General features: G+C 69.7%; 16 protein-coding genes and 1 riboswitch. Of the genes, 11 read left to right on the top strand and 5 right to left on the bottom strand.

Annotated elements, in window-relative coordinates; translation table 11 throughout:
• Positions 1-206: 206 nt before the first annotated feature.
• The 4 genes from HEP73_RS15900 to HEP73_RS15885 are packed head-to-tail and all read left to right on the top strand — an operon-like array spanning position 207 to position 3224.
• Entirely contained in the window at positions 207-1187 is a 981-nt protein-coding gene (locus HEP73_RS15900; protein ID WP_255423524.1) for an acyl-CoA dehydrogenase family protein, read from the top strand.
• Entirely contained in the window at positions 1175-1936 is a 762-nt protein-coding gene (locus tag HEP73_RS15895) for a PIG-L deacetylase family protein (protein WP_185820714.1), read from the top strand. Before HEP73_RS15900 ends, HEP73_RS15895 begins: the two co-directional genes overlap by 13 nt.
• The gene (locus tag HEP73_RS15890; RefSeq protein WP_185820713.1) at positions 1933-2529 is read left to right on the top strand and encodes a class I SAM-dependent DNA methyltransferase; all 597 of its coding nucleotides are present in this window, start codon (positions 1933-1935) and stop codon (positions 2527-2529) included. Before HEP73_RS15895 ends, HEP73_RS15890 begins: the two co-directional genes overlap by 4 nt.
• Complete coding sequence (locus HEP73_RS15885; RefSeq protein ID WP_185820712.1) at positions 2526-3224, top strand: glycosyltransferase family 2 protein; 699 nt, start codon at positions 2526-2528, stop codon at positions 3222-3224. Before HEP73_RS15890 ends, HEP73_RS15885 begins: the two co-directional genes overlap by 4 nt.
• 1133 nt (positions 3225-4357) lie before the next feature.
• On the opposite strand, the gene HEP73_RS15880 is transcribed toward HEP73_RS15885, so the two are convergent.
• A complete protein-coding gene (locus tag HEP73_RS15880) occupies positions 4358-6460 on the bottom strand; it encodes a catalase (protein WP_185820711.1) in 2103 nt (700 codons plus the stop codon).
• Positions 6461-6934: 474 nt separating this feature from the next.
• On the opposite strand from HEP73_RS15880, the gene HEP73_RS15875 reads away from it, so the two are divergent.
• Positions 6935-8410 carry a GGDEF domain-containing protein gene (locus HEP73_RS15875; protein ID WP_185820710.1) on the top strand — a complete coding sequence of 492 codons (1476 nt, stop codon included), beginning with the start codon at positions 6935-6937 and terminating at the stop codon, positions 8408-8410.
• A 79-nt stretch (positions 8411-8489) separates the two neighbouring features.
• Positions 8490-9215, top strand: a complete 726-nt coding sequence (locus HEP73_RS15870) for a hypothetical protein (RefSeq protein WP_185820709.1) — start codon at positions 8490-8492, stop codon at positions 9213-9215.
• 131 nt (positions 9216-9346) lie between these two features.
• Here HEP73_RS15870 and gcvP read toward each other — a convergent pair whose 3' ends face one another.
• On the bottom strand, positions 9347-12208 hold the full coding sequence (gene gcvP / locus HEP73_RS15865) for an aminomethyl-transferring glycine dehydrogenase (protein ID WP_185820708.1): 2862 nt from the start codon (positions 12206-12208) through the stop codon (positions 9347-9349).
• A gap of 101 nt (positions 12209-12309) precedes the next feature.
• Positions 12310-12417, bottom strand: a riboswitch (glycine riboswitch).
• Positions 12418-12776: 359 nt separating this feature from the next.
• Here gcvP and HEP73_RS15860 point away from each other — a divergent pair.
• The 3 genes from HEP73_RS15860 to HEP73_RS15850 are packed head-to-tail and all read left to right on the top strand — an operon-like array spanning position 12777 to position 15027.
• The gene (locus HEP73_RS15860; protein WP_185820707.1) at positions 12777-14027 is read left to right on the top strand and encodes a multidrug effflux MFS transporter; all 1251 of its coding nucleotides are present in this window, start codon (positions 12777-12779) and stop codon (positions 14025-14027) included.
• Positions 14028-14079: 52 nt separating this feature from the next.
• Positions 14080-14493, top strand: a complete 414-nt coding sequence (locus tag HEP73_RS15855; protein ID WP_185813546.1) for a hypothetical protein — start codon at positions 14080-14082, stop codon at positions 14491-14493.
• A gap of 3 nt (positions 14494-14496) precedes the next feature.
• On the top strand, positions 14497-15027 hold the full coding sequence (locus HEP73_RS15850; protein ID WP_185820706.1) for a GNAT family N-acetyltransferase: 531 nt from the start codon (positions 14497-14499) through the stop codon (positions 15025-15027).
• Positions 15028-15057: 30 nt separating this feature from the next.
• On the opposite strand, the gene HEP73_RS15845 is transcribed toward HEP73_RS15850, so the two are convergent.
• The 3 genes from HEP73_RS15845 to HEP73_RS15835 all read right to left on the bottom strand — a co-directional run bounded on the left by HEP73_RS15845 (position 15058) and on the right by HEP73_RS15835 (position 19674).
• Complete coding sequence (locus HEP73_RS15845) at positions 15058-17067, bottom strand: M2 family metallopeptidase (protein WP_185820705.1); 2010 nt, start codon at positions 17065-17067, stop codon at positions 15058-15060.
• A gap of 106 nt (positions 17068-17173) precedes the next feature.
• Positions 17174-18859 (bottom strand): phosphoethanolamine transferase, encoded by a 1686-nt coding sequence (locus HEP73_RS15840; protein WP_185820704.1) that lies wholly within the window; start codon positions 18857-18859, stop codon positions 17174-17176.
• The gene (locus tag HEP73_RS15835) at positions 18856-19674 is read right to left on the bottom strand and encodes a phosphatase PAP2 family protein (RefSeq protein ID WP_458309624.1); all 819 of its coding nucleotides are present in this window, start codon (positions 19672-19674) and stop codon (positions 18856-18858) included. Before HEP73_RS15835 ends, HEP73_RS15840 begins: the two co-directional genes overlap by 4 nt.
• A gap of 199 nt (positions 19675-19873) precedes the next feature.
• On the opposite strand from HEP73_RS15835, the gene HEP73_RS15830 reads away from it, so the two are divergent.
• Both HEP73_RS15830 and HEP73_RS15825 read left to right on the top strand, forming a co-directional pair.
• On the top strand, positions 19874-20575 hold the full coding sequence (locus HEP73_RS15830) for a response regulator transcription factor (protein WP_053838720.1): 702 nt from the start codon (positions 19874-19876) through the stop codon (positions 20573-20575).
• Positions 20565-21857 carry a sensor histidine kinase gene (locus HEP73_RS15825; RefSeq protein WP_185820702.1) on the top strand — a complete coding sequence of 431 codons (1293 nt, stop codon included), beginning with the start codon at positions 20565-20567 and terminating at the stop codon, positions 21855-21857. The genes HEP73_RS15830 and HEP73_RS15825 overlap by 11 nt, the downstream gene beginning before the upstream one ends.
• Positions 21858-21928 lie beyond the last annotated feature (71 nt).

The following is a 21928-nucleotide window of genomic DNA, read 5'->3' as shown; positions in this document are numbered from 1 at the left end:
CGCCTCGCTGCCGTCGCGCTGCACGCAGCCGACGGTGGCCGAGGCAGGCACCGTGCATGAACTCTTTATCGATGTGCACGTCAGCGTGCGGCGTGCACACGCTGCGTGGGCGCGGTGCCTGCTGTGATCGCGCACCTTCGCATCGCCTGCCGCGCATCCGTCGCGGTATCGCCTGTGTCGTTTGCCGACTTGCCAGAGAGACTTCCTTGACCGACCTGCTTTCCCCTGCCGCATTGGGCGATGGGTGCAATCTGCGCCGCGCCGCCTTGCGCGTGCTCGAACGCTATCCGCAGCTGCCGCTGCCCGGCGCCGGCAATACCCTGGATCGCTGGCGGATCCTGGCCGAGATCGCCGCGACCGATGTGTGCCTGGCCAAGGTGCTGGAGGCGCATTACGACGCGCAGGCGATCCTGGCCGAGCTCGGCGCCGCAGCGCCTGCGCCTGGGCAACTGTTCGCGGTGTGGGCCGCCGAAGCGCCGGATGCACGTCTTGCCTACCGCAGCGATGCCGGGCGTGGCGAAGTGCACGGCCGCAAGGCCTGGTGCTCCGGTGCCGGCATGGTCGATTGCGCGCTGCTCACCGCGCACGACCATGACCATCAGCAACTGGTGCAGGTGCAATTGGGCCTGCCCGGCATTGCCATCGATACGCAGGCCTGGGCGGCGGTCGGCATGGCGCGCGTGGTCAGCGGGCCGGTGACGTTCAATGCCGTGCCGGCCAGCGCGATCGGTGCGCCGGGCCAGTATCTGGCGCGTCCGGGGTTCTGGCATGGCGGCGCCGGCATCGCCGCGTGCTGGTTCGGCGCGGCGGCCGCGGTGGCAGAGCGCCTGCGCGCGCATCCCAAGCTGCAGCGCGATGCGCATGCGGCGATGCACCTGGGCGCGATCGACCAGCAGCTCGGCGCGGCGCGCGCGCTGCTGCGCGAACTGGCCGCGGCGATCGACGCGGCGCCCGAACACGATCACCGGCATGCGGTGATCCGGCTGCGCTCGTTCGTGGAACGCGCCGCCACCGACGTGCTGGATCGTGTCGGCCGCGCTTTGGGCCCGGCACCACTGTGCAGCGACCGCGAACATGCCATGCGCTGCGCCGACCTGGCCGTGTTCGTGCGCCAGAGCCATGCCGAACACGATTGGGCGGCGCTGGGCCAGACGCTGGCCGACCAGGTGCAGCCATGGCGGCTGTGAGCGCGGCGCAGATTCACGGCGACGGCACGCCCGAGTCGGCGTGGCAGCGCTCGCCGTGGCTGGCGGCCTTGCCGCAGCGCCGGATCGAAGACCTGCTCGCTGGCGCTGGCCGCTTGGTGGTGGTGTCGCCGCATCCGGACGACGAAGCGCTGGGCTGCGGCGGCGCGGTCGCCTGCGCGCGGCGGCTGCGCCTGCCGGTGTGCCTGATCGCGGTGACCGATGGCGAGGCGTGCTATCCCGGCGATCCTTACTGGACGCCGCAGCGCCTGCGCGACGTGCGCCGCGCCGAGCTGGCCGCCGCCGCACAGTGCCTGGGCCTGGACGCCGCTGCGATCTGCCACCTGCGCATCGCCGACGGCCAGGTCGGCCAGCGCGAATTCGTGGTCGCCGAACAGATCCACGCGCACCTGCACGCCGGCGATCTGGTGCTGACGACGTGGCGCCACGACGGCCATCCGGACCACGAAGCCACTGCGCGCGCGGTGCGGCGCGCTGTCGCCGCCGGCGATGCGCGCATGGCCGAATTCCCGGTCTGGGCCTGGCACTGGATGGACGCCGGTGCGCCGCAACAGGCGCTGCCTGGCGCGGTCCGCTACGCGCTGGACGACGCCGACTGGCAGGCCAAGCAACAGGCGCTGCGCTGCTTCGCCTCGCAGCTGGGTACCGCGCAACCGGCGGTGCCGGCGCCGATCCTGCCGCCGCAGGTGCTGGAACGTTTCGCGCGTCGCTTCGAAGTCTTTGTCGCATGAGCGCGGTGCAGGAGTATTTCGGCGACATCTACCGCGACGACGATCCGTTCGGCTATCGCGAACGCTGGTACGAGGCGCGCAAGCGCGACCTGTTGCTGGCCAGCCTGCCGCGCGCACGTTTCGAACGCGCCTGGGAACTGGGTTGCTCCAACGGCGAGCTGACGGCGGCGCTGGCACCGCGCTGCGACGCGCTGCTGGCCACCGACCTGTCCGAGCGCGCGGTGGCCCTGGCCGCGCAACGCAATGCGCACTCCGCGCACGTGCACGTGCAACAGGCCGAGCATCCGCGCAGCTGGCCGCCGGGCCGGTTCGATCTGATCGTGTTCAGCGAGGTCGGCTACTACCTGCCGTTGCCGCTGCTGCAGGACTGCAGCCAGCGCCTGCGCGCGTCGTTGACGGAGCAGGGCGTGCTGGTCGCCTGCCACTGGCTGCATCCGTTCGCGCAGGCGTGCATGGACGGGCGCGCGGTGCACGCCTGCCTGGCGCAGACCCTGCAGCTGCCGCGCCTGCTGCGCTACGAGGACGACGACGTGCTGCTCGAAGCTTGGAGCGCCACCCCGTATTCGGTCGCGGCCGCGGAGCGGCTGCGTTGATCGCGGTCCTGATTCCGGCGCACGACGAAGAACGGCTGATCGGCGCCTGCCTGCGCTCGGTGGCGCTGGCGGCGCAATGCGCGGGCCTGCGCGGCGAGGCGGTGCAGGTGTTCGTCGCCCTGGACCGCTGCAGCGACGGCAGCGCCGGCATCGTGGCCGCACACGGCGCGCAGGCCATCGTGCTGCAGTCCGGCAATGTCGGCAGCGCGCGCGCGGCGGCGGCCGAAGCCGCGCTGGCCGCGGGCGCCCGCTGGCTGGCGTGTACCGACGCCGATTCGGTGGTGCCGGCGAACTGGCTGTCGGCGCAGCTGGACTGCGCCAGCGACGCGTTCTGCGGCATCGTCACGGTCGGCGACTGGGACGACTACGGCAGCGCGCTGCGCGATGCCTACCGCGCCGGCGAATGCCGCCGCGACGACCACCCGCACGTGCATGGCGCCAACCTGGGCCTCAGTGCCGACCTGTACCGGCGCTGCGGCGGCTTCCTGCCGCTGGCCGCACACGAGGACGTGGCCCTGGTCGAGGCGATGGTGCGCGTGCAGGCGCGGATCGCGCGCCGCGCGCAGCCGGTGGTGGTTACCAGCGCCAGGCGCGTGGCGCGGGCACGCGGCGGCTTCAGCGACTACCTGAAGCAGATGGAGCGCAGCCTGGCCGAATCGCTGCTGCCCACGCCGGGTGGCGACGTGCTGGCTTGAGCCGAGGTGCATAGCCCCTCTCCCGTCGGCGACCGAAGGAAGTCCCGTGGGAGAGAGGGGTTGGGGTGAGGGTACGGCGCGAAGCGGCTCGTGGAGTTTGGGTGCACGAGGCTGCGCCCGTACCCTCATCCGCCCCTGCGGGGCACCTTCTCCCGGTGGGAGAAGGGAACAGCCTAAGCCCCTCTCCCCCGGGAGAGGGGTTGGGGGTGAGGGTCCGGCGCGAAGCGACTCGCGGAATTTGGGTGCACGAGGCTTCGCCCGTACCCTCATCCGCCCCTTCGGGGCACCTTCTCCCGATGGGAGAAGGGAGCAGCCGTAGCCCCTCTCCCGCCGGGAGAGGGGTTGGGGTGAGGGTACGGCGCGAAGCGGCTCGCGGAGTTTGGGTGCACGAGGCTACGCCCGGACCCTCATCCGCCCCTTCGGGGCACCTTCCCCGAAAAGGGGGCCATGGTCCCGGTGGGAGAAGGGAACAGCCGGGATGCATAGCCAGAACAGCTACCGAGCGCCAGAGCCGCTCCCATGTCCGTCCTATGACAGCGACGACCCAACAGCCTGCGCAGGGCATCACCACCGCCAGGGCAACGCGCATTCAGCCAGAAACGCAAAACCGCGCCCGCAGCGGACGGGCCTCGGGATAAGTTTTGTCTCGGATTTGTTGCGAGACAGCAGCCGGCCCGGCCGTGGATCCGCGTTTGTCAATAGGTGTCAAGTGGTTTCTTTTGTTTTTCAAGCACTTGCCCCATGGCTTCCGCTGCGCCGGCGAGCGCGCCGTTGTCCACAGGGGGTGTGGATGACTTCTGCATAAGGGTGTGGATAAGCCCGTCGCGGCCACGTGCCACAAGACTGTCAAGAGACCTGGCGAAAAATTAGACAGGGCAATTTCCGGCGCCCGCATCCGTCCCGATTCCGGAGGTCGGGAACGCCGTTCGGCGGCTCTGGGGGAGCCGTGTTGGACCACCTCCGCGGCCATGACACCGATCGGGCGCCGCCGCGCGGGCCCGATCGAGAACGGTGCTATGTCCCACCGGAAAAACCAGCGCTGCACCCCAGGCCCGCCGCCCCACCGCAAACGAAAACCGCGCCATGCGAAGGCATGGCGCGGTCGGGGCAAGGCTGACGCCAGCGACGCAGGCTCAGGCGAGCATGCGCAGCTTCGGTTCGCGGTCCCACTGGCGGGTCTTGGCGGCCTCGATGAAGCCCTTGGCGTTGCCGGCATCGAGTACGCCGGCGTCCTTGACCACGTTGCCGGCCTTCAGCAGCGGCTGCGCCCCGGCATCGGCGGCGATCGCCTTCAGGTGCGCGAAGGCGTTGCTGACGAAATCGACCGCCGCCGATTCCTTGCTCAGCTGCTTGCCGACCTCGGCCGACAGCACCACCGCCACCGCGTCGAACACGAATGACGGGGTGCCGGCCAGCTGCCCGTCCGCGGCCAGCTTCTTGCCGTCGCTGAGCTTGGCGCCACCGAGCTTCGGCGCCACGATCTTGACCGTGGCGCCGGCGTCGCGCGCCGCCTTCTGCAGGGCCTTCACCGTCGCCGCGTCGGAGCCGTCGTGGACCAGGATGCCGATCGCGCGGCCCTGCAGGGTGTGCTTCATCTTGCCGATCAGTTGCAGCGCCGGCGACGGCGGCATGTCCTGCGGCGCGACCGCGGCCGGCGGTGCCGGCGGCAACGCGTCCATGCCCAGGCCATCGGCCACGCGCTGCGCCAGTGCCTGATCGACGTGGCGCAGGTGCCCGACCACCGCCTCACGCACATGCGCGGTCTCCACCTTCGACAGCTCGAACACCAGCGCCGAGGCGACGTGCGCCTGTTCCGGCTTGCTCTGGCTGCGGAAGAACATGCGCGCCTGGCTGTAGTGATCGGCGAAGCTCTCGGCGCGCACGCGGCCCTTGGCGCCGTCCTCGCTCGGCGTGGCGTGGCTGGGGAAGCCACGCGCGCTTTCGCGCGGGGTGTCGTCCTGCAGCGAGCTGGGTTCGTAGGCGACGCGGCCCTTGGGCACGCCCATCTGCATGTGCCCGTCGCGCTGCATGTTGGCGAACGGGCACTTCGGCGCGTTGATCGGGATCTGGTGGAAGTTCGGCCCGCCCAGCCGGCTGAGCTGGGTATCCAGGTAGGAGAACAGGCGGCCCTGCAGCAGCGGATCGTTGGAGAAATCGATGCCGGGGGCGATGTTGGCCGGGCAGTACGCCACCTGCTCGGTCTCGGCGAAGAAGTTGTCCGGCCAGCGGTCCAGCACCATGCGCCCGACGATCTTCAGCGGCACCAGTTCCTCGGGAATCAGCTTGGTCGAATCCAGATGGTCGAACGGGAACTTGTCGGCCTCTTCCTCGGTGAACAGCTGCACGCCCAGCTCCCATTCCGGGAAATCGCCTTGCTGGATCGCTTCGAACAGATCGCGGCGATGGAAGTCCGGATCGGCGCCGGCCAGCTTCACCGCCTCGTCCCACAGCGTGGATTGCAGGCCGAGCTTGGGCCGCCAGTGGAACTTGACGAAGGTGCTGTTGCCGTTGCCGTCGAGCAGGCGGAAGCTGTGGATGCCGAAGCCTTCGATCATGCGCAGCGAGCGCGGAATGGTGCGGTCGCTCATCGCCCACATGATCATGTGCAGCGATTCTGGGGTCAGCGAGATGAAATCCCAGAACGTGTCGTGCGCGCTGGCCGCCTGCGGAAAGCCGCGGTCCGGCTCCATCTTCACCGCGTGGATCAGGTCCGGGAACTTGATCGCGTCCTGGATGAAGAACACCGGGATGTTGTTGCCGACCAGGTCCCAGTTGCCTTCCTTGGTGTAGAACTTGACCGCGAAACCGCGCACGTCGCGCGGCGTGTCCACCGAACCGGCGCCGCCAGCGACGGTGGAGAAGCGGGTGAACACCGGCGTCTTCACCCCGACCTCGGTGAGGATCTTGGCGGTGGTGTAGGTGTCCAGCGAGGCGGTCAGCTCGAAATAGCCGTGCGCGGCGCTGCCGCGCGCGTGCACGATGCGCTCGGGGATGCGTTCGTGGTCGAAGTGGGTGATCTTCTCGCGCAGGATGAAGTCTTCCAGGAGTGTCGGTCCGCGCGGCGTGGCGCGCAGCGAGTTCTGGTTGTCGGCGATCGGGATGCCCTGGTTGGTGGTCAGCGGCGGATGCGTGCCGCCGGCGTGCTGATGCAGTTCGTCGCCGCGACCGCGCTGGTCGGCGACGGCGCTGGTATCGACGGGCGTGCTGGATTTGCTGGGCTTGCGAGGGCTGGCCATGGATGAGCGCTCCGGGGGATGAGGCGGGGACGGCAGGAAGGAGTCGCGCTGGGAATGGCTGCAGCTGCGCGGAAGAGAGTGGGTAAGGCGTCCGACCGATGCTGTGCCGGCAGCCGTGAACGGTCCGTGCAACCTGTCCGAGCGTGGCGTGAGGACGCTGCTGCGGCATGTGTTGCAGTTCGCACAAAGCGCCGCTGCGCGCGCGGCGTGTATCGCTGTGTACCGATGCGCCGCGTCGCCGCCTGGCGTCGCCTGCGGCAGCTGCGGCGCAGCGCGGGCGTACCCGCTGCCGCTGGCCATCGGGACGCCGCAAGCGCCGAACGGCGTGGCATTGCCGCTAAGCTGGCGCTACAGGACGGCGCCGCGCGGCCGATAGTGCGTTGCGCGCCGCTCCTTCCAGGGGGCCGCGAGCGCGGGGACGGCGCAGCGGCAGCGGCCGATGCAACGCAGCATGGCGTGCGACGGAGACCGAACGTGTTCTTGCCCATCGTCGTGATCGGGTTGTTGCTCGCCCATGCGCTGGCCGCGCATGCGAGCGGCAGCGCTGCGCCTGCGGCGCAGTGGTGCGGACTGGCGGTGCAGGCGATGGCGGTGCTGGCCGTGTTGCGCCGGCTGCGCCGCGCGCCGGCGGTGGACCGCTGGCCGTGGCGGCTGCTGGGTGGCGTGGTCGGGGTGCAGATGCTGTGGACCGGCTGCAACCTGCTGGCGCTGCTGGTGCCGCAGCACGGTCCGACGCTGCAAGTGCTGGGCGTGATGTTTTCCGGCTCGTCGATGGTGCCGGCGCTGTTCCTGATCGCGCGCTCGTTCAACCGGCCGCAGCCGCGGCTGGTGGTGGCATTGGACGCGATGCTGGCGCTGGTCGGCGCCGGCTTGCTGTTCCTGCTGATCGACCTGGCGCTGTCGTCCAGCAACGGGTTCTCCGAACCGGACGTCAGCCTGATCATCAATCACGCCGATGCGATGGGTCTGCTGCTCGCGTCGATGGCCACGCTGCGCCTGCTCGGCGCCGGCGGCTGCAGCCGCCGCCACTTCTATCTCAGCGCCAGCGCCTACCTGTGGGCCAACGCGGCAGTGACGGCGCTGTACAACCGCATCGAACTGGCCGGGTTGCCATGGTGGGGCGGGCTGCTGATCGATCTGCCCGGCATGGCGCTGGTGCTGGTGGCGTCGCTGCCGCGGGGGCGCTGGCTGCGCCACGCGCGGCCGAGCATGCGCAGCGCGGAACTGATCGCCGCGTTCGCGCCGATCGTGTTCTCGCTGGCGGTGCTGTTGCTGGCGATCAGCGTGTCGCGGGTGAGCTTCTTCTGGGGCATGGCCGCGGCCACCGCGGCGGTGGCGGTATACGGGGTGCACGTGGCGTTCCTGCACAGCGAGCACCTGGAAATCCAGCGGCTGAGCCGCCTGGGCACGCGCCGCCTGCAGCAGCAGGTGGCGCGCGATCCGCTGACCGGCATCGCCAACCGGGTCGGCCTGGCGGCGCGGCTGCGCGACCTGGACGACGGCCTGGACTGTTCGCTGCTGATGATCGACATCGATTTCTTCAAGCAGTTCAACGACAGCCACGGCCACGTGGTCGGCGATGCCTGCCTGGTGGAGGTGGCCACCGCGCTGGCCGAAGCCTTGCCCGCGCACACCGCCACGGTGGCGCGCTACGGCGGCGAAGAATTCGCGGTGGTGTTGCCGGACACCGTGGCCGATGCCGCGCATGCGATCGCGCGGCGCCTGCTGGCGACGATCGAGCAGCGGCAGATTCCGCACCCGGCCAGTCCGCTGGGCGTGGTCACGGTCAGCATCGGCATCGCCACCCATCCGGCCAGCGCCGAGGCGGCGATCGATCTGCTGCACCACGCCGACGCCGCGCTGTACCGCGCCAAGCGCAATGGCCGCAACTGCTGCGCGCATGCGCAGGACGCGGCGGCGGAGACGCACGGCGTCGCCGCGCCGGGCTGAGCGCACGCGGCAAACGCTGCGCGAGAGCGCCGCCGAATCGTGCCACCATCGCGGTTCCTTCCTGCACGCTCGATCCGCTATGACGCACACCTCCGCCTGGCCGTGGTTCCCCCTGTTGCTGGCCGTCGCCGGTGCCGCGCAAGCGCTGGATCCGCCTGCGGTGGTCTATCCGCAGTTGCCCGCGCAGGGCCGCGATGCCGCCGCATTCGTGCCGAGCGGCTGGAAGCTGGAGGTCGAACGCCGCGGCGATCTGAACGGCGATGGCCGCGCGGATCTGCTGCTGGTGCTGAAGATGGCCAATCCGCGTAATGTGCTGGACAACACCGGCTTCGGCCCGGATCGCTTCGACACCAATCCACGCATGCTGGCGGTGGCCTTCGCCGAGGGCGATGGTTACCGGCTGGCGCTGCGCGATCACGCGCTGATCCCGCGCCCGGACGCGCCGAACATGGAGGATTACCTCGAAGGCGGCGAACCGGCCATCGCGCGCGGCGCGTTCTCGGTGAATTTGCACCAGTTCTCCAGCGCCGGCAGCTGGAGCACGTCCGAAACCACGTTCCGGTTCCGCTATCGGGAGGGCTGTTTCCAGCTGATCGGCTACGACGTGCACGGCATGCATCGCGGCAGCGGCGAAGTCCACGACATCAGCGTGAACTACCTGACCGGCAAGGCCAAGGTGAGTGACGGCAGCATCGAAAACGACGCGCTGCGCACGCAGTGGCGGCAGCTGCCCAAGCAGCCGCTGCGCTGCCTCGAGCAGATCGGCGACGGCCTGGCCTTCGATCCCGGCGTGGAGCGCGACTGAGCGCAGCGTCTGGAGCGGTCGGGGCGTGCATTGGACGCGCCGCACCCGGCCAGTTTGCAGAGCGTGCGGCAAAAGAAAACCAGCCGCGGAATCCGCGGCTGGTTCTGGCGTGCGTCTGCGATCGCGGAGCGTTACGCCACCACGTCGTCCTTGTACGCATCCACCGGGATGCACGCGCACATCACGTGCTTGTCGCCGTAGACGTTGTCCACTCGCGCCACCGGCGGCCAGTACTTGGCCTGCTTGAGCGTGGGCAGCGGGAACGCGGCCAGCTCACGCGGATAGGCATGCGTCCACTCGCCGGCGGTGACCTGCGCGGCGGTGTGCGGGGCGTGCTTGAGCGGGTTGTCCTCGCGGTCCAGGCGGCCGTCCTCGATCGCAGCGATCTCTTCGCGGATCTGGATCATCGCGTCGATGAAGCGATCCAGTTCGTGCAGCGATTCGCTCTCGGTCGGCTCCACCATCAGCGTGCCGGCGACCGGGAAGCTCAGCGTCGGCGCGTGGAAGCCGAAGTCGATCAGGCGCTTGGCCACGTCCTCGGCGCCGATGCCGGTGCTCTTCTCCAGTGGACGCACGTCGAGGATGCACTCGTGCGCGACCAGGCCGTTGCGGCCGGTGTACAGCGTCTTGTAATGCGGGGCCAGGCGCTTGGCGATGTAGTTGGCGTTGAGCAGCGCGACCTGGGTCGCCTTACGCAGCCCGGCGTTGCCCATCATGGTGATGTACATCCAGCTGATCGGCAGGATCGAGGCGCTGCCGAAGCTGGCCGCGCTGACCATGCCGACGTCGCCTTCGCCGCCCAGGGTCTTCGGCAGGTAGGGCGCCAGATGCGACTTCACCGCGCACGGCCCCACGCCCGGGCCGCCGCCGCCGTGCGGGATGCAGAAGGTCTTGTGCAGGTTCAGGTGCGACACGTCCGAGCCCCACTTGCCGGGCTTGGCCACGCCGACCAGGGCGTTCATGTTGGCGCCGTCGGTGTAGACCTGGCCGCCGTGCGCATGCACCGCCTCGCAGATCGCCACCACGTCTTCCTCGAACACGCCGTGGGTGGACGGGTAAGTGATCATCAGCGCGGCCAGGCGCTCGCTGTACTTCTCGGCCTGGGCGCGGATGTCGTCGACATCGACGTTGCCGTTGGCGTCGCACTTGGTGACCACGACCTTCATGCCGCACATCTGCGCCGAGGCCGGGTTGGTGCCGTGCGCCGATTCGGGGATCAGGCAGATGTCGCGATGCGCCTCGCCGCGCGCGCGGTGGTAGGCGCGGATCGCCAGCAGACCGGCGTATTCGCCCTGCGCGCCGGAGTTGGGCTGCAGGCTCACCGCGTCGTAGCCGGTGCATTCGACCAGCATCGCTTCCAGTTCGCCGATCAGCTGCGCGTAGCCGGTGGATTGCTCGGCCGGCGCCAGCGGATGGATCGCGCCGAACTGCGGCCAGGTCACCGGGATCATCTCGGCGGTGGCGTTGAGCTTCATCGTGCAGCTGCCCAGCGGGATCATGGTGCGATCCATCGCCAGGTCCTTGTCGGCCAGCGCGCGCATGTAGCGCAGCAGTTCGTGTTCGCTGTGGTGGGTGTTGAACACCGGGTGCTGCAGGAACGCGCTGCTGCGCTTGAGGTCTTGCGGCAATGCGTCGGCAGTGGCCGCATCGAGCGCATCGACATCGGCGCTCGCGCCGAACAGTTGCGCCAGCGCGACCACGTCGGCGCGGGTGCTGGTCTCGTCCAGGCTGATGCCCACCGCCTCGCTGTCGATCGCGCGCAGGTTGATGCCGGCCGCGCGCGCCTTGGCGTGGATCGCCTCGGCGTCGATCGCCTTGACGTGCAGGGTGTCGAAGAAGCGCTCGCCGACGCTGATGCCGGCGCTGCGCAGCGCCGCGGCCAGGATCGCGGCCAGGCGATGCGTGCGCCGCGCGATGCGGGTCAGGCCGTCGGGACCGTGGTAGACCGCGTACATCGAGGCCATCACCGCCAGCAGCACCTGCGCGGTGCAGATGTTGGAGGTAGCCTTCTCGCGGCGGATGTGCTGCTCGCGGGTCTGCAGGGTGAGGCGATAGGCGGGGTTGCCGGCGGCATCGATCGACACGCCGATCAGGCGCCCCGGCATCGAGCGCTTGTAGGCGTCGCGGCAGGCCATGAACGCGGCGTGCGGGCCGCCGAAGCCGAACGGCACGCCGAAGCGCTGCGAGTTGCCGACCACGATGTCCGCGCCCCATTCGCCGGGTGCGGCGATCAGGGTCAGCGCGAGCAGGTCGGTGGCCACCGCGACCAGGCCGCCCTGCGCATGCACCGCGCCGGCCAGCGCCTTGTGGTCGCCGATATGGCCGAAGCTGTCGGGGTACTGCAGCAGCACGCCGAAGCACTCGGCCTGCAGCGCTTCTTCCGGCGTGCCCACGCGCAGCACGATGCCCAGCGGCTCGGCGCGGGTGCGCAGCAGTTCCAGGGTCTGCGGATGCACCGCGTCGTGCACGAAGAAGGTGTCGGACTTGGACTTGGCCGAGCGCTTGGCCAGGGTCATCGCCTCGGCCGCGGCGGTGGCCTCGTCCAGCAGCGAGGCATTGGCGATCTCCATGCCGGTCAGGTCCGCGCACATGGTCTGGAAGTTGATCAGCGCTTCCATGCGGCCCTGCGAGATCTCCGCCTGGTACGGCGTGTAGGCGGTGTACCAGGCCGGGTTCTCGAGGATGTTGCGCAGGATCACCTTCGGCGTATGGGTGCCGTAATAGCCCTGGCCGATGAAGCTGCGCAGCACCTGGTTCTTGTCGGCGATGGCGCCGATCTTGGCCAGCGCTTCCTCTTCGGTGATCGCCTCGGGCAGCGCCAGCGGCAGCGGCGACTTGATCTTGCCCGGCACGATGGCGTCGGTCAGCGCCTCCAGCGAATCGTGGCCGACGGTGCGCAGCATGTGCGCGATCTCGGCGTCGTTCGGGCCGATGTGGCGTTCGACGAAGGCCGAGTGGTGTTCGAGGTCGCGCAGCGAGGGGGTGTTAGACATGGCGGTCGTCCGGCAGAGGAGGGCACGAAGGGCGGAGGACGCACGGATGCCGCCGTCGGCCGCAGCTGCGGACACGACCGACGGGAAGCCACATGTCTTCCCACTGCCCCTCTGTCCTTTTGCCTGAGAGTTTGGAAGCGGCGGCGGGCTGCGCTGCGCTTCGTGCCCCTTCGGCGCCGGGTTGGACCGGTCTCTCCAGAGTCTTGGTGCGGGTGGTATCGGGCCTGAGCGATTACGGGCGTTTGCGCCTTCGGCAGCGGGTCGCCCCGCTTCTCCCACCATGCTGCCCGGCGATTATAGCGTGGCTGGCGGCGCCCACGGGGCCGGCCCAGGCATGGCTGCGGCGGCCTTTGCGCCGGCTTGCTGAACCGTAGCGGCCTGCTGCCGCAGCTTCATGTGGAGGCCATCCCGGTCGCATCGATATGCCCTGCGCGGTCGGCGCTTAACGCGGCATCGGCCAGGGTTTATCATGGCGGCATTCCTTTTCCCATCGTTCCGTCCCTTGGACGGTGTCGTCGCGTGTTCGCCCGCCCGGGCTGCGTGCGGCCGGCTTTCCAGGATCCTGCGCATGACGCTCCCGACGATCTCGACCCGCCGCCTGGCATTGCTGCTGGCCGGGCTGGCGATGTTCGGCCCGTTCTCGATCGACACCATCTTCCCGGCGTTCCCGCAGCTGGCGCAGCGCCTGCGCGCCGATCCGGTGGCGATCCAGCAGACGGTCAGCGTGTACCTGCTGGCCTACGCGCTGATGGGCCTGGCGCACGGGCCGCTGTCCGACGCCTGGGGCCGCAAGCGGGTGATCGTCGGCGGGCTGGTGGTGTTCGTGCTGGCCTCGGCCGGCTGCGCGTTGTCGCGCGACCTGAGCACGCTGCTGGCGTTCCGCGCGCTGCAGGGGGTTTCCGCCGGGGTGGGCATGATCGTCGGCCGCGCGGTGATCCGGGACATGTACCAGGGCCACGACGCGCAGCGGCTGATGAGCCAGGTGTCGATGATCTTCGGCATCGCTCCGGCGATCGCGCCGATCATCGGCGGCTGGATCCTGGCCACCGGTGCCGGCTGGCCGCTGATCTTCTGGTTCCTGGTGGGGTTCTCGCTGCTGTTGCTGGTCGCCACGCTGCGCTGGATGCCGGAGACGCATCCGTTGGAGGCGCGCACGCCGCTGGCGCCGCGCACGCTGCTGCGCGACTACATCGCCATCGCGTTCAACGCGCGCTTCCAGCGCCTGGCCGCCGCCGGCGCGTTCAACTTCGCCGGCGTGTTCCTGTACATCGCTTCGGCGCCGGTGTTCATGATCGACCTGCTGCACCGCACCGAGCGCGATTTCGCCTGGCTGTTCATTCCCACCATCGGCGGCATGACCCTGGGTTCGTTCCTGTCCGGGCGCATGGCCGGGCGCATCGGGCCGATGCGGCAGGTGCGCATCGGCTTCATCTGCTGCGGCGTGTCGATGGTCGGCAACATCGCCTATACCGCGATCGCGCCGCAGATCGCGCTGCCGTGGGCGGTGCTGCCGATCTTCGTCGCCGGCCTGGGCATGGCGCTGATCTTCCCGATCCTGGCGCTGGCGGTGCTGGACATGTACCCGCGCCAGCGCGGGCTGGCCTCGTCGCTGCAGGCCTTCACCCAGTTGATGCTCAACACCGTGGTGGCCGGGGTGCTGTCGCCGCTGCTCAGCGGCCGGCCGATGCACCTGGCGCTGGGCTCGGGCGCGTTCTTCCTGATCGGCTGGGGCTTCTGGCGCTGGGAACGGCGCAGCGGCAAGCGCCTGCCGCGGCCCGGCAGCCAGGTGCCGCAGCTGGAGCCGGCCGATCCGGTGTGACGCCGGCGCCGCGGTTGGGCTATCGTCGCCGGGTCATCGTTGAGGAAATTGCATGTCCATCCAGTCCAAGCAGCGCCGCGACGTGCGCAAGAAGCTTGCCGAACGCCTGCGCCACCGCAGCGAGGCCGCCGCTGCTGCGGCCACCGCGATCGAACCGCACGCCGAGCTGCGCGACCAGCAGCGCACGCTGCTGGCCGGCATCGTGCGCCGCGACGGCGAGTGGGTGCTGGGCATGGACGGGCGCATCGCCGGGCAGAGCGAGAGCGCGGCGCAGGTGCTGTCGCTGATCATGCAGGCCGCGGAACTGCACGAGCGCGCCGGCACGCCGGTGCGGCTGGTGTACTCGGATGCGCTGAAGGACGCCGCGCACGCCGATGCGCAGGCGCAGGGGCTGAGCTTCGACGAGTTCAAGGACCGCCACGCGCAGGTCATGCAGCGCGGCGCCGGCGCGGCGCTGCCGGGCTGAGCCATGGGCCAGAGCGCGAGCCAGGCCGCCGACGCCGCCGTGTCGCTGGCGCGGGTACGGCGCCGCGACGGCCTGGCGCTGATCCAGGCGCACCGCGCCAGCACCGCCCTGCATCATCCGTGGACGTATCCGTTCACCGACGTGCCCGGCTTCAACGCCTGGTACGCGCAGACCCTGGACGGCAGCAACGTCGCATTGCTGGCGCGCGCGCGCGACAGCGGCGAGGTCGCCGGCCTGTTCACCTTCAGCCAAGTGGTCGGCGGCTGTTTCCAGAGCGCCTATCTGGGTTACCACGCGATGACCGGCTGCGAAGGCCGCGGACTGATGACCCACGCGTTGCGGCTGTGCGTGGCCTTCGCGTTTTCCGAACTGGGCCTGCACCGCGTGGAGGCCAATATCCAGCCGGACAACACGCGTTCGCTGGCGCTGGTCAAACGCGCAGGTTTTCGCCACGAAGGCTATTCGCCGCGCTACCTGCGCATTGGCGGGGTGTGGCGCGACCATGAGCGTTGGGCGCGGCTGGCGGACGATTGAGTCGGTGGGGTGCCTGCCGCGCCGCGGCGATTACTGTGGCTTCGGCGCAGTCGTAGCGGGCACGGGCGTCGCCGCGGCGGCAGCCTGCACCGCCTTCGGCGCCTCCCACCCGCACATCTGCCCCTGGTTCTGCTGCTTGAGCCACTCCTGCATCGGCGCGAAGTATTCCAGCAGCGGGGCGGCGTCGAGCTTGTCGTTGCCGGTCAGTTCCTTCAGCGTCTGCTGCCACGGCTGGCTGCCGCCACGCTGCAGCATCGACCAGAATTTCTGCCCGGCCTCCTTGTTGCCGTAGAAGGTGCATTCGTACAGCGGGCCCTTGTGGCCGGCCGCGTCGCACAGACCCTTGTAGAACTGGAACTGCAGGATGTGCGACAGGAAGTAGCGGGTGTACGGGGTGTTGCCGGGCACGTGGTACTTGGCGCCGGGATCGAAGAAGTCCTCGCCGCGCGCCGTCGGCGGGGCCACGCCCTGGTACTTGGCCTTCAGTTCCCACCAGGCCTGGTTGTAGTGCTCCGGCGCGATCGAGCCGTCGAACACGCCCCAGCGCCAGCGGTCGATCATCAGGCCGAACGGCAGGAACGACACTTTTGCCAAGGCCATGCGCATCTGCGCGTTGATCAGCGCTTCGCGGCTGAGCTGCGGCGCCTCCACCAGGCCGATCGAATGCAGGTACTGCGGGGTCATCGCCAGCACGATGGTGTCGCCGATCGCCTCGTGGAAACCGTCGTTGGCGCCGCCCTGGAACAGCGGCGGCAGGGGATTGTAGGCAAGGTCGTAATAGATGTGGCCGAGCTCGTGGTAGATGGTGGTGAAGTCTTCCTCGTTCGGCTTGATGCACATCTTGGTGCGCACGTCGCCGGCCATGTTCATGTCCCAGGCGCTGGCGTGGCAGACCACGTTGCGCTCCAGCGGCTTGATGAACTGGCTGCGCGCCCAGTAGCTGTCGGGCAGTTTGGGCATCGCCAGCGAGGTGTAGAAATCCTGCGCGCGCTCGGTCATCTGCTTGGCGCTCTGCAGCTGCGCGTCGCGCTGGGCCATGAACCGCGCTTCCGGCGAGGTGTCGCCATTGCGCCGCGCCAGCGCCGCGCCGAGGTTGCTCTGATACTGCTTCTCCAGCGTGTCGGTGATGTCCAGGCTGCCGGCGCCGGGGTAGGGCTGCAGCAGGTCCCACAGGTTGCTCCAGTCCTGCTGCCACATGTTGCCGAGCAGGTGCGCCGGCAGCAGGCCGCCGGCGACCTCGCCCTTGTCCTTGCCGTACTCGGCGTCGAGCTTGCCGCGGGTGTAGCAGTGCAGTTGCTCGTACAGCGGCTTGACTTGGGCCCACAGCCGATCGGTCTCGGCGGCGATCTGCGCCGGCGGCATGTCGTAGCCGCTGCGCCACATCGCGCCGGTGTCGGCGTAGCCCATCTCGCGCGCGCCTTCGTTGACCAGTTCGACGAAGCGCTGGTAGTCCTGGCGCATCGGCTGCGCGGTGCCGTGCCAGCCCTGCCACGCGTCGAGCTGCTGGTCGTAGTCGCGGCTGCGGCGCAGCACGTCCTCCAATTCGCCCAGCTGCCGGCAGCGGCGCGCGTCGCCTTCGCCGGTGCAATAGGCGGCCGCGCCATACGCGCCTTCCATCTTCGAGGCCAGCGTGGCCAGTTCGGCCAGCTTGGCCGGGTCGCGCGGCGCCGGCATCGCGGTCATCAGCTTCAGCAGCTGCAGCGCACGCGCGCTGTCGGCGGACATCGGCTTGCCTTCGTAGCGCTTGGCCTGCGCGATCCAGCCATTGAGCGTGGTCAGCCAGCGCTCGTTGGCCTTGGATACCAGCCGCTCCGAATCGCCGTTGATGTAGGTGATCGACAGCCACTGCGCCGAGGTCAGCTCCGGCAGCAGCGCGCGGTATTCATCGTTGATGCGGGCGACGAACTGGTCGGCGCTCTCGCCGGGCGCGGCCGGTGCCGGCGCGGTGTCGGGCTCGGTGGTCGCTTCCTTGCGGCACGCGGACAGCGCAAGCACGCTCGCGCCGATGCACAGCGCAAGCAGCAGAGGGCGGTGGTTCACGGCGGATCCCTTGGGTGACGAATGCGACGAGGCTAGTGGTCCGCCCCGCCCGCCGCAAGGGCCGCCCGCGCCGACTGCGCAGGTGGCGCGCCGCCACTGCCGTCGCTTAGCGGCTTCCGGTGCCGGCGGCGATTGCGCTGCCGCTACCCGCGCAAGGCGCGAACAGGTCGCGCGAACGTTCGTAGACCCCGGTCTTGACCTGCATCAGCCCCAGCACCGACGGGAACAGGTTGTCCTGGTCGGCGTACTGGCGCGAACGCGCACGCACGCAGGCCAGGTCCAGGCCGCGGTCGCTGGCGAAGCCGGGCGAGAACCACATCACCATCGGCACGTGGGTCTGCTCCTGCGGGGCGATCGCATACGGCACGCCGTGCAGGTACAGGCCCTTCTCGCCCAGCGATTCGCCGTGGTCGGACAGGTAGATCATCGCGGTGTCGTAGTCGGGCATCGCCTCCAGCGTGGACACGGTGCGCGCCAGCAGGTGGTCGGTGTACAGCAGCGAGTTGTCGTAGGCGCTGGCGATCTGCTCGCGGCTGCAGTTGCCCAGGTCGGCGGTATCGCAGGTGGGCGTGAAGCGGCGGAAGCTGGCCGGATAGCGTTCGAAATAGCTGGGGCCGTGGCTGCCGAGCTGGTGCAGCACGACCACGCGGTCGCCGGGCTTGGCGCGCACCTGGGTGGCCAGATCCTGCAGCAGGATCTCGTCCATGCAGCGGCCGTCCTTGCACAGTTGCGGGTCCTTGGCGTCGTCCAGGCGCTGGATCGTCAGGCCGTCGCACACGCCCTTGCAGCCGGACTGGTTGTCGCGCCACAGCGTGGCGATGCCGGCGTGCTCGAGCACATGCAGCAGCGACTGGTGCTTGCGGATGTTGCCTTCGTTGTAGTCGTGGCGGCCGAACGGGGAGAACATGCACGGCACCGAGACCTCGGTGCTGGTGCCGCACGAATGCATGTCGGGGAAGTTGATCACGCCCAGCTGCGCCAGCTGCGGCGTGGTCTGGCGCACGTAGCCGTTCAAGCCCCAGTTCTGCGCGCGCGCGGTTTCGCCAAGCACCACCACCAGCAGGCGCGGCTTGCCGCCGGGCGCGCGCGGCGTGGCGATCGCATCGTGTTCCAGCGGCAGCTTCGGCGCCTTGTGCGTGGGGCTGTCGGATTTCAGGTTCTGCCGCAACGCGACCAGATAGTTGATCGGCGTGGCCAGGTAGCGGATCTCGCGGTGGTTGCGCATCATCGCCGACAGGTCCTGGAACGACAGCATCGCGCCGACGCCGCCCAGCGCCAGCATCGCCAGCAGGAAGCCGGCGCGGATCGCCAGCGCCCTGCCCGGCGGGCGCCGGATCAGGCGCAGCCGCCACAGCGCCAGGATCGGCAGCGCGGCGTAGAACAGCAGCGGCGCGATCAGCGCCGGGGTCATCAGTTCGCGCGATTCCTTGTGGTCGGTGGCCAGCACGTTGCGCAGCATGTCCGCGTCCAGGTAGACGCTGTAGCTGTTCATGTAGTGCGCGGCGAACGCGGTGGTGAGCAGCAGCACGCTCAGCACCGGCTTGGCCACGCCGCGCCACAGCAGCAGGCCCAGCAGCAGCCCGTGCACCGACAGCAGCAGCAGGAACAGCGACAGGCCCAGCTTCAGGTCGCCGGGATGGCCGCTCATCGCGCTGCGCCAGAACATGCCGTTGCAGACCAGGGCGAAGAACGCGCTGGCCGCCAGCGCCAGCGCTTCGTTGCTGAGCAGTGGGCGATAACTCCACCAGTGGGTCCGGGACTGGCTGCCGGGATGGGGCAGGGACATGCTCATGCGCGGCTTTCCTTCACGGTAGGCAAAGCCACATGCATGGATCGGGCCGAAACCTGCGGCTGCCACAGCAGAACGCGGTACAGGCCCAAGGCCACGCCCCAACTCAGGGACAGCGTCCACAGATCGTGGGAGAGGAAGTGGGCGCCGCGCAGCTGCTGGCCGAGGCCGAACAGCAATCCGGCGCCGAGCCCGACCGCCAGCGCCGGCCAGCGCCAGGCCGGCTTCAGCGCCAGTGCGACGAAATACAGCGCCACCCAGGCATAGCCGGCGCTGGAATGCCCGGCCGGGAAACAGGCCGCGTGCGGCATGCCGGCCGGCCGCGCCTCGAACAGGCCGATGTAGGGCAGGTGGCCGCCGTAGCGGCTCAGATCCCACGGGCAGTCCATGTGGGTCAGCGACTTCAGCAGCGACACCACGCCGGTGCTCAACGCCACCGCCAGCGCCAGGTACAGCAGCGGCAGCCGGTAGCGCTGGCCGTCGGCGCGGCGCCAGGCCCAGACCGCCAGGGCGGCGGTCGCCACCCAGGCCAGGGTGCTGAGCAGCTTGCCGTCGTGATGGATCAGGCTGCGGGTCAGCGCCGCGTTCTTCAGCGCCCAGTGGCCGCCTTCCCAGCGGTACAGCAGGTCGGCGAACCAGAAGTCGCCGCCCAGGCCCATCAGTACGGTGCTGGCCAGCAGCGCCGCGGCCAGCGGCAGCCACAGATGCCGGCGATAGAACGCCGACGGCGCGGGCAGCACGGAAACGGCGGGCAGGGGCAGGGAGGGGCTGTGCATGGGTGCAGGCGGGCTGGACGCGCGAACGGTGGCGTGTGTCATGGTGTTGCGCTGCTTGTCGGAGACCGGTCGGATTGGGGCGCCGCAGGCGCGGCGCTTCAGCCCAGGTTGCCGTCGCGGTATTCGGGTTCCGTCCAGGTTTCATCGAGATTCGATCAAGACGCAGCGTTCCGACCGCGTTCCGACGCGCATCCGCTAGCATGGCGCCATCCCCCGTCGTCCCGGAATGCGAGCGAGTGCCATGCGGCTGTTGGTGATAGAGGACAACCGGAACCTGGTCGCGAACCTGTTCGATTATTTCGAGGTGCGCGGCCACACCCTGGACGCGGCGCCGGACGGCGTCACCGGCCTGCACCTGGCCACCACCCAGCATTACGACGCGGTGATCCTGGACTGGATGCTGCCGCGCCTGGACGGGCCGCAGGTGCTGCGCGCGATGCGCGAGCAGCACCACGCCGAAGTGCCGGTGATCATGCTCACCGCGCGCGACGAGCTGCCGGACAAGATCGCCGGTTTCCGCGCCGGCGCCGACGATTACCTGACCAAGCCGTTCGCGCTGCCGGAACTGGAAGTGCGGCTGGAGGCGCTGCTGCTGCGCGCCAACGGCCGCGGCCGCAGCAAGCTGCTGCGCGTGGGCGACCTGCAACTGGACCTGGGCACGCTGGAGGCGACCCGCGGCGGCCGCACCCTGCACCTGTATCCGGCCTGCCGCAAGTTGCTGGAAGTGCTGATGCAGGCCAGCCCGGCTGCGGTCACTCGCGACCGCCTGGAGCAGGCGCTGTGGGGCGACGAGCCGCCGGACGGCGACATGCTGCGCTCGCATATCTACGACCTGCGGCGCAGCGTGGATGGCCCGTTCGCGGCCAAGCTGATCCACACCCTGCCGCGCATCGGCTACCGGCTTGCGGTGGTGGACCCGCACGAGCAAGAGCATGCCGCGTAGGACCGGGCTGCGGCAGCGCATCACCCTGTGGCTGGTCGGCTATGCGGCGTTGCTGTCGCTGGCGGTGTTCGTGCACGGCTACATCGTCAACGACCAGGCCGAGCAGCTGACCTGGCGTTCGCTGCTCAGCTCCGAACTGGAACATTTCCTGGCGCGCAGCGCGGTCGATCCGGACTATCGCTGGATCGACACCCGCACCGTGAGCCTGTACGGCGACGAAGGCGGCGAGCCGCTGCCGCCGACGGTGGCGGCGCTGGCGCCGGGCCTGCACGACGACGTGCCGCTGGAAGGCCGCGACAAGGTGGTGCTGGTGCAGGACGTGCACGGCCGCCGCCTGGCGCTGTCGCTGGACATCACCGAACTGCAGAAGCACGAGGAGAACCTGGCGCTGTGGATGCTGCTGTCCAACGTGATCGCGGTGCTGCTGCTCGGCGCGCTGGTGGCCTGGGGCCTGGGCCGGGTGGTGCAGCCGCTCACCGACATGGCGCAACGCATCGGCAGCCTGCGCCCGGACCGGCCGGGCCAGCGCATCGACGTGCATCCGCGCGCCAGCGCCGAACAGGTGGTGATCGCCGATGCGCTGAACGACTACCTGCTGCGCAACGACCTGTTCGTCGAGCGCGAGCGCGCCTTCATCGACAGCACCAGCCACGAACTGCGCACGCCGGTGGCGGTGATCGGCGGCGCCGCAGAACTGGCGCTGGAGCAGTCCGACATCCCGCCCAGCGCGCGCAACCAGCTGCTGCGCATCCGTCGCACCGCCAGCGGCGTCGGCCAATTGATTTCGTTGCTGCTGGTGCTGGCCAAGGATCCGGCGCGGCTGGCGCGCGGCAGCGACCTGGTGCGCCTGGACCAGTTGCTGCCGGACATCGTCGAAGACCATCGCCACCTGTGCGCCGACAAGCGCCTGGAGCTGGTGCTGGCGCCGTTGCCGCCGTGCGAGGTGCTGGCGCCGCTGGCGATCGTGCAGGCGGCGATCGGCAACCTGCTGCGCAACGCCATCGAGAACAGCGACCAGGGCGTGATCCAGATCGCGATGCCGGCGCCGGGCGTGGTGCGCATCGACGACCCCGGCCACGGCATGGCGCCGGAAGAGATCAGCGCCATCTACATGCGCATGGCCCGCGGCGGCGGCCGCGAGGGCAGCGGCATCGGCCTGGACCTGATCGCGCGCCTGTGCGAGCACCTGGGCTGGTCGCTGCAACTGGATTCGGATGCGGGGCAGGGCACGCGGGCGACATTGGATCTGCGTCCGGCATTGAAGGACGCTGGCACGGCGTAGCGCGTTGCCGCGCTCGCACCGAAGCGGCATCGGCATTGCGGCTCTGGCAGCGCAGCCTGTAGCGCAACCTG

The sequence above is a fragment of the Xanthomonas sp. GW genome, assembly GCF_014236815.1.
GTDB lineage: Bacteria > Pseudomonadota > Gammaproteobacteria > Xanthomonadales > Xanthomonadaceae > Xanthomonas_A.
The sequence above is the reverse complement of the archived record's forward strand: the minus strand, read 5'-3'. Positions and strand labels throughout refer to the sequence as shown.

Bases quoted from the DNA above. Each gene is read 5' to 3' on its own strand.
- HEP73_RS15880 (WP_185820711.1), bottom strand. From the start codon at position 6,460: ATGGCCAGCCCTCGCAAGCCCAGCAAATCCAGCACGCCCGTCGATACC.
- HEP73_RS15850 (WP_185820706.1), top strand. From the start codon at position 14,497: ATGGGCCAGAGCGCGAGCCAGGCCGCCGACGCCGCCGTGTCGCTGGCG.
- HEP73_RS15835 (WP_458309624.1), bottom strand. From the start codon at position 19,674: ATGACACACGCCACCGTTCGCGCGTCCAGCCCGCCTGCACCCATGCAC.
- HEP73_RS15855 (WP_185813546.1), top strand. From the start codon at position 14,080: ATGTCCATCCAGTCCAAGCAGCGCCGCGACGTGCGCAAGAAGCTTGCC.
- HEP73_RS15860 (WP_185820707.1), top strand. From the start codon at position 12,777: ATGACGCTCCCGACGATCTCGACCCGCCGCCTGGCATTGCTGCTGGCC.
- HEP73_RS15870 (WP_185820709.1), top strand. From the start codon at position 8,490: ATGACGCACACCTCCGCCTGGCCGTGGTTCCCCCTGTTGCTGGCCGTC.
- HEP73_RS15890 (WP_185820713.1), top strand. From the start codon at position 1,933: ATGAGCGCGGTGCAGGAGTATTTCGGCGACATCTACCGCGACGACGAT.
- HEP73_RS15895 (WP_185820714.1), top strand. From the start codon at position 1,175: ATGGCGGCTGTGAGCGCGGCGCAGATTCACGGCGACGGCACGCCCGAG.
- HEP73_RS15830 (WP_053838720.1), top strand. From the start codon at position 19,874: ATGCGGCTGTTGGTGATAGAGGACAACCGGAACCTGGTCGCGAACCTG.
- gcvP (WP_185820708.1), bottom strand. From the start codon at position 12,208: ATGTCTAACACCCCCTCGCTGCGCGACCTCGAACACCACTCGGCCTTC.
- HEP73_RS15825 (WP_185820702.1), top strand. From the start codon at position 20,565: ATGCCGCGTAGGACCGGGCTGCGGCAGCGCATCACCCTGTGGCTGGTC.
- HEP73_RS15840 (WP_185820704.1), bottom strand. From the start codon at position 18,859: ATGAGCATGTCCCTGCCCCATCCCGGCAGCCAGTCCCGGACCCACTGG.